Below are 9,559 nucleotides of genomic sequence, written 5' to 3'. Positions count from 1 at the left end.
CCCGCTCACCACAACAAGCGGTATGGATCATCCCCAGGCTCTGCGTACAATGCCCGCTGCCTTGTAGGAGACTTCCATGACCACCCGCCCCGCCTCCCCGCGTAAACCCCGTGCCCGCAGCCAGGCCCGGATCGACGCGATCCTCGACGCCGCCCGCACCCTGCTGGCAGCCGAAGGCGTGGCCAGTTTGTCGATCTACAGCGTGGCCGAACGCGCACAGATTCCGCCGTCGTCGGTGTACCACTTTTTCGCCAGCGTACCGGCGTTGCTGCAAGCGTTGACGGCCGATGTGCACGCGGCGTTCCGGGCGGCGATTCAGACCCCCATTGAGCATGAATCACTCAAGCACTGGCGCGACCTGTCCTACATCGTCGAGCAGCGCATGCTCTCCATCTATGAACAGGACGCCGCCGCGCGTCAGTTGATTCTGGCCCAGCATGGCCTCACCGAGGTGACCCAGGCCGACCGCCAACATGATCTGGAATTAGGGGATTTGATGCTCGCGGTGTTCAATCGTCACTTCGAAGTGCCGACCCTGCCCACGGACGTGGATGTGTTTGCCCTGGCGTTGGAATTGAGCGACCGCGTGTATGCGCGCTCGGTGCATCAGCATGGGCTGATTACGCCGCGCATGGCGGAGGAAGGGATGCGTGTGTTTGATGCTTACGTGGGGCTGTATTTGCCAGCGTACCTGCCCAAGCGTTGAGTCTTGTATTGGCTGATCTGGCCTCATCGGGGGCAAGCCCCTCCCACATTTTGAGTGTGTTCACAGTTCAACATGTGGGAGGGGGCTTGCCCCCGATGGCGGCCTCAAGACCAATCACAACTTGGCGATCGACACCTCAGTCGACTTAACAAACGCAATCACTTCACTGCCAATCACCAGCTCCAACTCTTTGACCGAGCGCGTGGTGATCACCGAAGTGACGATACCGGAGGCGGTCTGCACGTCGATTTCCGACAGTACGTCGCCGACTACGATTTCCTTGATGGTGCCTTTGAACTGGTTACGCACGTTGATGGCTTTAATAGTCATACGATTTCTCCTCGGGTCGAAATGGCTGCAAGTTGTTAGCTGCAAGCTGCAAGTAAAAGCGCTTTGCTTCCCCTTGCAGCTTCAAGCTTGAAGCTTGCTGCTGCTTTATTGCGCCCAACGCAATTGCGTAGGCAGCGGTGAAACAGGTTCGGGTTCCGGCGGCGTGCCGGGCAACGACAGCACACGGTTGAGCACTTCGGCTTCCAGCGCGGCCAGGCGGTGTGAACCACGGGCACGCGGACGTGGCAGGTCGACGATCAGGTCGAGGCCGATTTCGCCGTCTTCGATCAGGATCACCCGGTCGGCAATCGCCACGGCTTCGCTGACGTCATGGGTCACCAGCAACACGGTGAAACCATGCTTCTGCCAGAGGTTTTCGATCAGTTGCTGCATCTCGATGCGGGTCAGCGCATCCAGTGCACCCAATGGCTCATCGAGCAGCAGCAGGCGCGGTTGGTGGATCAGCGCACGCGCCAGGGCAACACGTTGTTTCTGGCCACCGGACAGCGCTGCCGGCCATTCATTGGCGCGCTCGGCCAGGCCGACCGCTTCCAGTGCTTCGAGCGCTTTGGGGCGCCAGTTGCCAGTGAGACCCAGGCCCACGTTGTCGATGATCTTTTTCCACGGCAGCAAACGTGCTTCCTGGAACATCAACCGCGTGTCTTCAATCGCTTCGCTCAGCGGCGCGGAACCGGCCAGCAGCTCGCCGCCACTGGCTTTGTCCAAGCCGGCCAGCAGGCGCAGCAAGGTACTTTTGCCGCATCCGCTGCGGCCGACCACCGCCACGAACTGGCCCGCCGGAATGTGCAGGTCAATCTCTTTGAGCACTTCCCGTGCGCCGAACGATTTGCGCAATTTGCGCACCGCCAGGGGAATCCCCTTGAGCAGGCGCGGAGGTTGTTGAGCCGTCATGCCGCACCCCCTTTATTCACTTGATACGCCGGATGCCAGCGCAACCACACCCGCTCCAGACCGCGCGCCGCCAGGTCGGCCAGCTTGCCGAGGATCGCGTACATCACGATGGCCAGCACCACGACGTCGGTTTGCAGGAATTCACGGGCGTTCATTGCCAGGTAGCCGATGCCCGAGCTGGCAGAGATGGTTTCCGCCACGATCAGCGTCAACCACATAAAGCCCAGGGCAAAACGCACACCCACCAGAATCGAAGGCAGCGCGCCCGGCAGGATCACTTGCCAGAACAGGCTGAAACCGGACAAACCGTAACTGCGCGACATTTCCACCAGCGCCGGGTCGACGTTGCGGATGCCGTGATAGGTGTTCAGGTAGATCGGGAACAATGTGCCGAGGGCGACCAGGAAAATCTTCGCGGTCTCGTCAATCCCGAACCACAGGATCACCAACGGAATCAGCGCCAGGTGCGGCACGTTGCGGATCATCTGCACCGAGCTGTCCAGCAGGCGTTCGCCCCACTTTGACAGGCCGGTGATAAACCCCAGCGCCAGGCCGATGCTGCCGCCGATCACAAAGCCCAGGCCGGCACGCCAGCCGCTGATGGCCAGGTGGGTCCAGATTTCGCCGCTGGCGACCAAGTGGACACCGGCTTCAATCACCGCACTGGGGGCCGGCAGAATGCGCGTCGACAACCAGCCCGCCGACACCGACAACTGCCACACCGCCAGCAATAGAATCGGCAGCACCCAGGGCGCTACACGATGGCTCAATTTTTCAAGGTTCATAACGCCGCCTCAGCTCTGTGACGCAGCTTTGGGAAGGATGTCGTTGGCGACCATTTCGCCGAACGGGCTCACGTAACCGGCGCTTTTCGGCAGCTCTGGGCGTTCGATGTCCAAGTGCGGAAACAGCAGTTCAGCCACGCGATACGACTCTTCCAGGTGGGGGTAGCCGGAGAAGATAAAGGTGTCGATACCCAGCGCGGCGTACTCCTTGACCCGCTCCGCAACCGTTGGCCCATCGCCCACCAGCGCAGTGCCCGCACCGCCGCGTACCAGGCCGACACCGGCCCACAGGTTGGGGCTGACTTCGAGGTTGTCGCGGTTGCCGCCATGCAAGGCGGCCATGCGCTGCTGGCCGACAGAATCGAAGCGCGCCAGGGAAGCCTGGGCGCGGGCGATGGTGTCGTCGTCCAGATGGGAGATCAGTTTGTCGGCGGCTTTCCAGGCTTCATCGTTGGTTTCGCGCACGATCACATGCAGGCGAATGCCGAAGCGCACGGTGCGCCCGAGTTTCGCGGCTTTGGCGCGTACCTGTTCGATTTTCTCGGCGACGGCGGCCGGGGGCTCGCCCCAGGTCAGCACCATTTCCACCTGTTCGGCGGCGAGGTCCTGAGCGGCTTCGGAAGAACCGCCGAAGTACAGCGGCGGACGCGGCTGCTGGATCGGCGGATAGAGCAATTTGGCGCCTTTGACACTGATGTGCTCGCCGTCGTAATCCACGGTTTCGCCTTCCAGCACACGGCGCCAGATGCGGGTGAATTCCACCGACGCCTGGTAGCGTTCCTCGTGAGTGAGAAACAAGCCATCGCCGGCCAATTCTTCCGGATCACCACCGGTGACCAGGTTGAACAACGCACGGCCGCCGGACAAGCGATCCAGGGTCGCAGCCTGACGCGCCGCCACCGTCGGGGAAATGATCCCGGGGCGCAGGGCAACAAGGAATTTCAGACGCTGGGTCACCGGGATCAGCGAAGCCGCCACCAGCCACGAGTCTTCGCAGGAGCGTCCGGTGGGGATCAACACCCCGCCGAAGCCCAGGCGATCAGCGGCCTGGGCCACTTGCTGCAAATAACCGTGGTCGACGGCGCGAGCGCCCTCGGCGGTGCCAAGGTAATGGCCGTCGCCGTGGGTAGGCAGGAACCAGAAAATATTGAGGCTCATGGAGTTGTCTCCTGAAGAAGTCGAATTACGGCGCTTTGGCCACAGCGGCGGGTGGCGTCCAGATCACGTCCTTGATGCTCAAGGGTTTGGGGATCAATTTGAGTTGGTAGAAGGTATCGGCGATTTTCTGCTGGGCGGCGACCACCTCAGGGGTCAGAAACAGTGCGCCGTAGCCTTGGCGTTTCACCGAGGTCAGGGTGATATCCGCCGGCAGGCCCAACAGCGGAGCCACTTGTTCAGTCACTTCCTGTGGGTTGGCCTTGGACCATTCGCCCACGGCGCGCACTTCTTCAATCAGCGCCTTGACCACTTCAGGGTGCTGCTCGGCGTAGGGTTTGGTCGCCAGGTAGAACTGATGGTTGTCGGCGATGCCGGTGCCGTCGCGCAGGGTGCGGGCTTGCAGTTGTTTCTCGGCGGCGGCCTGGTACGGGTCCCAGATCACCCAGGCGTCGACGCTGCCACGCTCGAAGGCGGCGCGGGCATCGGCGGGCGGCAGGAACACCGTCTGCACATCGGTGTATTTAAGGCCGGCATCTTCCAGTGCACGCACCAGCAGGTAGTGCACGTTGGAGCCTTTGTTGAGCACGATTTTCTTGCCCTTGAGCTCGGCCACCGATTTGATCGTCGAGTCTTTGGGCACCAGGATCGCTTCACTGGTCGGCGCTGGCGGCTCGTAGGCCACGTAGAGCAGATCGGCACCAGCCGCCTGGGCGAACACAGGCGGGGTTTCGCCGGTAACGCCGAAGTCGATGGAGCCGACGTTCAGGCCTTCAAGCAATTGCGGGCCGCCGGGAAACTCGGTCCATTGCACCTGCACGCCTTGGGCGGCCAGGCGTTTTTCCAGGGTGCCCTTGGCCTTGAGCAGCACCAGAGTGCCGTACTTCTGATAACCGATCCGCAGGGTCTCGGCGGCTTGGGCTTGAACAATGGCGCCGAAGGACACAGCCGCAGCAAACAGTGCGACCAGACCACGACGCAAGATGACAGTGCGCATGGCGCTCTCTCCAAATATGCGATTAGGGTTTTGGCTGCACCTGCTTGGCCGTTGGCGGCTGAGTAAGGTGAGTGTTTCTTAAAGAGGTAAGGCTCAGATGCTCCAGCGAGCAGTCAACAAACGGTCATTCAACACATGGGGGTCCAGCGGTTTCGGGCGGCGGGCCATGGCGCTGTAGAGCGTTTCCAGGGCCTCATGCAAACGGTGTTCGAGCACGGGCACCAGTTGCGCCTGGGCGCTGCCTTCGGCGTAGGCGATCTGGCTGTCTTCGGCAAAAATGCCGTGGAGCAATTCCTGGGCTTTCAACGCCGACAGCACCGGTTTGAGCGCGTAATCCACGGCCAGCATATGGGCGATGCTGCCACCGGTGGCCATCGGCAATACAATCTTGTGGGCCAGGGCGCGTTCGGGCAGCAGGTCGAGCACGGTTTTCAATGCACCCGAGAATGAAGCCTTGTACACCGGCGTGGCGATTACCAGACCATCCGCATTAGCCACCTGTTGCAGCAGGTCGATGACCTTGGGGCTGTCGAAGCGCGCATGCAGCAAGTCTTCGGCCGGGAAGTCCCGTACCTGGTAACTCACCACTTCAACGCCTTTGTCTTGCAACCATTGACGGGTTTTTTCCAGCAAGACCCCGGAGCGGGAACGCTGGCTGGGACTGCCTCCAAGTGTTACGACCAACATGCAGGAATTCCTTGAGCTAGTGCCGGCGGTTCGCTGTGTGGCGATGGCGCCAATATGGGACAGACCTTATCAGCAGATTTATATATCTATAAATCTTATTTTTTCATTTGTTTATTCCTTAAATGCATATGAAATTTATAAACCGCCAGGCGAAAAAAAAGGCCGTCTAAACGGCCTGAAAACCCCTGCTTTGATTTGCGGTGTATCTACAGACGCCATCGGGGGCAAGCCCCCTCCCACAGGGGAATGCGGTCAACCGTGGGAGGGGGCTTGAACCCGATGGCGGTTTGAAGCCTCAGCGATTTGGCTGCGGGGTAAGGCGCAGATACGGCTTCACCGCCCGATACCCCTTCGGAAAGCGCTTCTTGATCTCTTCCTCATCCTTGAGCGACGGCACAATCACCACTTCGTCACCGTCCTGCCAGTTGGCGGGGGTGGCGACCTTGTGGTTGTCGGTCAGCTGCAGCGAGTCGATGACCCGCAGGATTTCGTGGAAGTTACGCCCGGTGCTGGCCGGGTACGTGATGGTCAGGCGAATCTTTTTGTTCGGGTCGATCACGAACAAGGAGCGCACGGTGAGAGTGTCACTGGAGTTCGGGTGGATCAGGTCGTAGAGGTCCGAGACCTTGCGGTCGGCGTCGGCCAGGATCGGGAAGTTGACGATGGTGTTCTGAGTTTCGTTGATGTCTTCGATCCACTTGTGGTGCGAGTCCACCGGGTCGACCGACAGGGCAATGGCCTTGACGCCGCGCTGGGCGAACTCGTCCTTGAGCTTGGCGGTAAAACCCAGCTCGGTGGTGCACACCGGGGTGAAGTCGGCCGGATGGGAAAACAACACACCCCAGCTATCGCCCAACCATTCGTGGAAACGAATCTTGCCGGCGCTGGAATCCTGTTCGAAGTCGGGGGCGATATCGCCCAGTCTTAGGCTCATGGTGTGGCTCCTGGTGAGTGCTTATGGAGCCCACTGTGCATGGATTGCGGATAATTTAAAAAGAATAAATATCGATTTATTTAGACGATAAAGGAATATTAAAAAAGGGTTCATTGGACGTGCGCAGGGACGAGGCGCACCATCGTTTCCAAGGTTCGAGAAGGCCTTGAGACGCTGTACAAAGAGGGGTTCAGGAAGGGCTTGCGGGGGTTTAGTCCGACTTGAAAGCAAGACACCTTGCCCGGCGTTGCGCCGGGCAAGGTTTTACAACACGTCTTAAAGGATCGGCAGGGTGTAGCTGACGATCAGACGGTTTTCGTCTTGGTTACGCTGTGTAGCCACGTCGGAACGCAGCGAAGCGTTTTTCCAGGCAACGCCCAGACCTTTGAAGGTACCTTCAGGCACTACGTAGCCCAAGTTGAAGTCGCGTTCCCACTCACCCTTGTCACCGGTGGCGGTAGCAACGTTGTCACCCTTGAGGTACATCACGGAGGTGGTCAGACCTGGCAAGCCGATGGCTGCGAAGTCGTAGGCGTACTGGGCCAACCAAGTACGCTCGCCGGCACGTTGGAACTTGCCGATCTGCACGTCGGTGATCAGGTAAGACGAAGCACCGTCACCCTGGTTGAGGAACGGGAAATCGCTGGTGCCATTCACACGCTGGTAGCCGGCGCTGATCGCGTGGCCTTGCAGGGCGTAGGTGAATTTTGCACTCCAGGTACGGTTGTCTACTTCGCCGTTGTTCTGATAGCCAGAAGCGCGGTAGCCGGCAACACGACCTTCCTGGCTGGCGTTCTTGCCATCAGAGTCACTGTTGAAGTAACGCAGGTCGGTCTTGAACACGCCAACTGGCAATGCCCAGTTGTGGGTCAGGCCCAGGAAGTGCTGCTTGTAGAAGTCGGACAGATTGCCATAGTAGTACTGGGCAGTCAGGTCCTTGGTGATCTTGTAATCACCACCGGCATAGTAGAACTCGTTGCTGCGCGCGTTGGCAGTCGCAGTGCGAGTCGCGCCGTTGGAACCCGCAATGGTCAGCGAATCATTGTTCGAAGAGTTACGACCCTTGGCATGTTCCAACTTACCGCCAACCAGTGTCAGGTTGTCGATGTCGTTAGAGGTGATCTGGCCACCTTCAAAGGTTTGCGGCAGCAGACGACCGTCGTTGGAAGTAACGACCGGCAGTTTTGGCTGCAGGGTACCCAGACGGAGTTCGGTCTTGGAGACCTTGACCTTACCGGTCAGGCCCACGCTACCGAAATCGTTCACCGCACGACCATCGCTGTCGCTTGGGAACACAATGCCGCCCTTGTTGGCGCTATTGTTGTTGTAGGCAGTGCCTTTACCGGAGTCCAGCCGCACGCCGTACAGGCCAATTGCGTCAACACCAAAACCGACCGTACCTTGGGTATAGCCAGAAGCGAAGTTGAAAATGAAACCCTGGCCCCATTCTTCCTGCTTGTTAGGCTTGGCAGTGCCGTCGCGGTTGTCTTGGTTGATGTAGAAGTTGCGTGCAGTAACGCTCGCCTTGCTGTCTTCGATAAAACCGGCAGCGCCTGCTTGCTGGGCGATTGCGCCCAAAGCTACAGCCAAAGCCAAGGTGGACTTATTCATGTACCGCTCCTCTCATTTCTAATTTTTGTATTTCTTTGGTCTCGGGTCTGACGCCCTCGATCCACAGATGCGCGATTACCACCGGATAGTGACTGACAAGTCAATCGTAACCTTGTGTGTCTACTACCTTCGTCTAATCGCAGTTGATTTGGTCCCTGCAGGGTAATGAGTTTTTCATACACCCAAAAAGAATTATTTCATTCTTTTTCATACGATCCAGGAATAAGGCTTTGCATGACTCGGACAGGTCAGAGTAGACCAACCGCTCCATAAGCTAATTCCTAAAGGGTATTTGTTAGCGCTTTTTTAGATCGATTAGTGTGGGCGCTCTGTTGCATACGTCACCCACGATCAAAAAGGCGACGCCATCATGGCCAAACGCATATCCTCCCGTCAATTTGTTACAGTTTTTGTGTCACTAATAATTTCTTTTGCTGTCCAAGCCGCCGATTTGACCATCGGCTACCAAACCGGCATCGATCCCAGCAAAGTCCCACAGGCCGATGGCGCCTATGAAAAGGCCATTGGCGAGAAGATCGCCTGGCGCCGCTTCAACAGTGGTCCGGAAGTCGTAACCGCCATCGCCTCCGGCGATGTGCAAATCGGCAACCTCGGTTCCAGCCCCCTGGCTGCTGCTGCCTCGCGCAATCTCCCCATCGTCGCGTTCATCGTATCGGCGCAGATCAATACTTCTGAAGCCTTGGTGGTGCGCAACGGCAGCGGTATCGACAAACCCGAGGATCTGATCGGCAAGACTATCGCCACCCCCTTCGTCTCGACCTCTCATTACAGCCTGCTCGGCGCCTTGAAGCATTGGGGCCTGGACACCAGGCAAGTCAAAGTGGTGAACCTGCAACCGGCTGAAATTGCCGCCGCGTGGAAACGCGGGGATATCGACGGGGCCTTCGTGTGGTCGCCGGCGTTGGGGGAAATCCGCAAGACCGGCAAGACCCTGACCGACGCGGCCCAAGTGGCTCAGTGGGGTGCGCCGACGTTTGAAGTGTGGGTGGCGCGTAAGGATTTCGCCGAAAAGCACCCTGAAGTAGTGGCCAGGTTTGCCAAGGTCACCCTGGATTCTTTCGCCGACTATGCGGCCCATAAAGACAGCTGGACGGTGGATTCAGAGCCGGTGCAGAAAATCGCCAAATTGACAGGTTCGAATGCGGCGGACATTCCTGAGTTGTTGGCAGGCACCACGTTCCCGAATGCCCAGGCGCAGCAAACCGATGCGCTGCTTAAAGGCGGCACAGCGAAGGCGATTGGGGAGACGGCGAAATTCTTGAAGGAGCAGGGGAAGGTTGAGACGGTGCTGCCGGACTATTCGGCCTTCGTGACCGACAAATTCGCCAAGGAATAAATGCCTTTAAACATGTGGAAGGGGGCTTGCCCCCGATGGCGGTGTATCAGTCGCTCATTAGTTGACTGACACTCCCTCATCGGGG

At 58.9% G+C, this 9,559-nt stretch carries 10 protein-coding genes; 2 read left to right on the top strand and 8 right to left on the bottom strand.

Annotation, left to right across the window (positions count from 1 at the left end; all coding sequences use genetic code 11):
- The first annotated feature begins 76 nt into the window (after positions 1 to 76).
- Entirely contained in the window at positions 77 to 706 is a 630-nt protein-coding gene (locus IQK56_RS15290; protein WP_122305286.1) for a TetR/AcrR family transcriptional regulator, read from the top strand.
- 114 nt (positions 707 to 820) lie between these two features.
- Here the strand turns inward: IQK56_RS15290 and IQK56_RS15285 are convergent, their stop codons facing one another.
- From IQK56_RS15285 to IQK56_RS15250, 8 genes are all read right to left on the bottom strand, one after another.
- Entirely contained in the window at positions 821 to 1,036 is a 216-nt protein-coding gene (locus IQK56_RS15285; RefSeq protein WP_003176783.1) for a TOBE domain-containing protein, read from the bottom strand.
- A 105-nt stretch (positions 1,037 to 1,141) separates the two neighbouring features.
- Positions 1,142 to 1,948: an aliphatic sulfonates ABC transporter ATP-binding protein gene (gene ssuB / locus IQK56_RS15280; protein WP_032884247.1), complete on the bottom strand. Its 807-nt coding sequence runs from the start codon at positions 1,946 to 1,948 to the stop codon at positions 1,142 to 1,144.
- The gene (ssuC, locus tag IQK56_RS15275; RefSeq protein ID WP_112192704.1) at positions 1,945 to 2,733 is read right to left on the bottom strand and encodes an aliphatic sulfonate ABC transporter permease SsuC; all 789 of its coding nucleotides are present in this window, start codon (positions 2,731 to 2,733) and stop codon (positions 1,945 to 1,947) included. Before ssuC ends, ssuB begins: the two co-directional genes overlap by 4 nt.
- Positions 2,734 to 2,742: 9 nt before the next feature.
- The gene (gene ssuD, locus IQK56_RS15270) at positions 2,743 to 3,891 is read right to left on the bottom strand and encodes an FMNH2-dependent alkanesulfonate monooxygenase (protein ID WP_122305285.1); all 1,149 of its coding nucleotides are present in this window, start codon (positions 3,889 to 3,891) and stop codon (positions 2,743 to 2,745) included.
- Between the two features lie 25 nt (positions 3,892 to 3,916).
- The gene (locus IQK56_RS15265) at positions 3,917 to 4,885 is read right to left on the bottom strand and encodes a sulfonate ABC transporter substrate-binding protein (RefSeq protein ID WP_193862019.1); all 969 of its coding nucleotides are present in this window, start codon (positions 4,883 to 4,885) and stop codon (positions 3,917 to 3,919) included.
- Between the two features lie 93 nt (positions 4,886 to 4,978).
- On the bottom strand, positions 4,979 to 5,572 hold the full coding sequence (ssuE, locus tag IQK56_RS15260; RefSeq protein WP_032884253.1) for an NADPH-dependent FMN reductase: 594 nt from the start codon (positions 5,570 to 5,572) through the stop codon (positions 4,979 to 4,981).
- A 295-nt stretch (positions 5,573 to 5,867) separates the two neighbouring features.
- Positions 5,868 to 6,506: a peroxiredoxin gene (locus IQK56_RS15255; protein WP_193862018.1), complete on the bottom strand. Its 639-nt coding sequence runs from the start codon at positions 6,504 to 6,506 to the stop codon at positions 5,868 to 5,870.
- A 276-nt stretch (positions 6,507 to 6,782) separates the two neighbouring features.
- Positions 6,783 to 8,117 carry an OprD family porin gene (locus IQK56_RS15250; RefSeq protein ID WP_122305283.1) on the bottom strand — a complete coding sequence of 445 codons (1,335 nt, stop codon included), beginning with the start codon at positions 8,115 to 8,117 and terminating at the stop codon, positions 6,783 to 6,785.
- Positions 8,118 to 8,487: 370 nt separating this feature from the next.
- Here IQK56_RS15250 and tauA point away from each other — a divergent pair, with 370 nt between their 5' ends.
- Positions 8,488 to 9,474, top strand: a complete 987-nt coding sequence (gene tauA, locus IQK56_RS15245) for a taurine ABC transporter substrate-binding protein (RefSeq protein WP_193862017.1) — start codon at positions 8,488 to 8,490, stop codon at positions 9,472 to 9,474.
- The last annotated feature ends 85 nt before the right edge of the window (positions 9,475 to 9,559 follow it).

Origin of the sequence: Pseudomonas cyclaminis (assembly GCF_015163715.1) — a bacterium.
Lineage (GTDB): Bacteria > Pseudomonadota > Gammaproteobacteria > Pseudomonadales > Pseudomonadaceae > Aquipseudomonas > Aquipseudomonas cyclaminis.
Note: the sequence above shows the minus strand (reverse complement) of the source record. Positions and strands in the feature narration are given on the sequence as shown.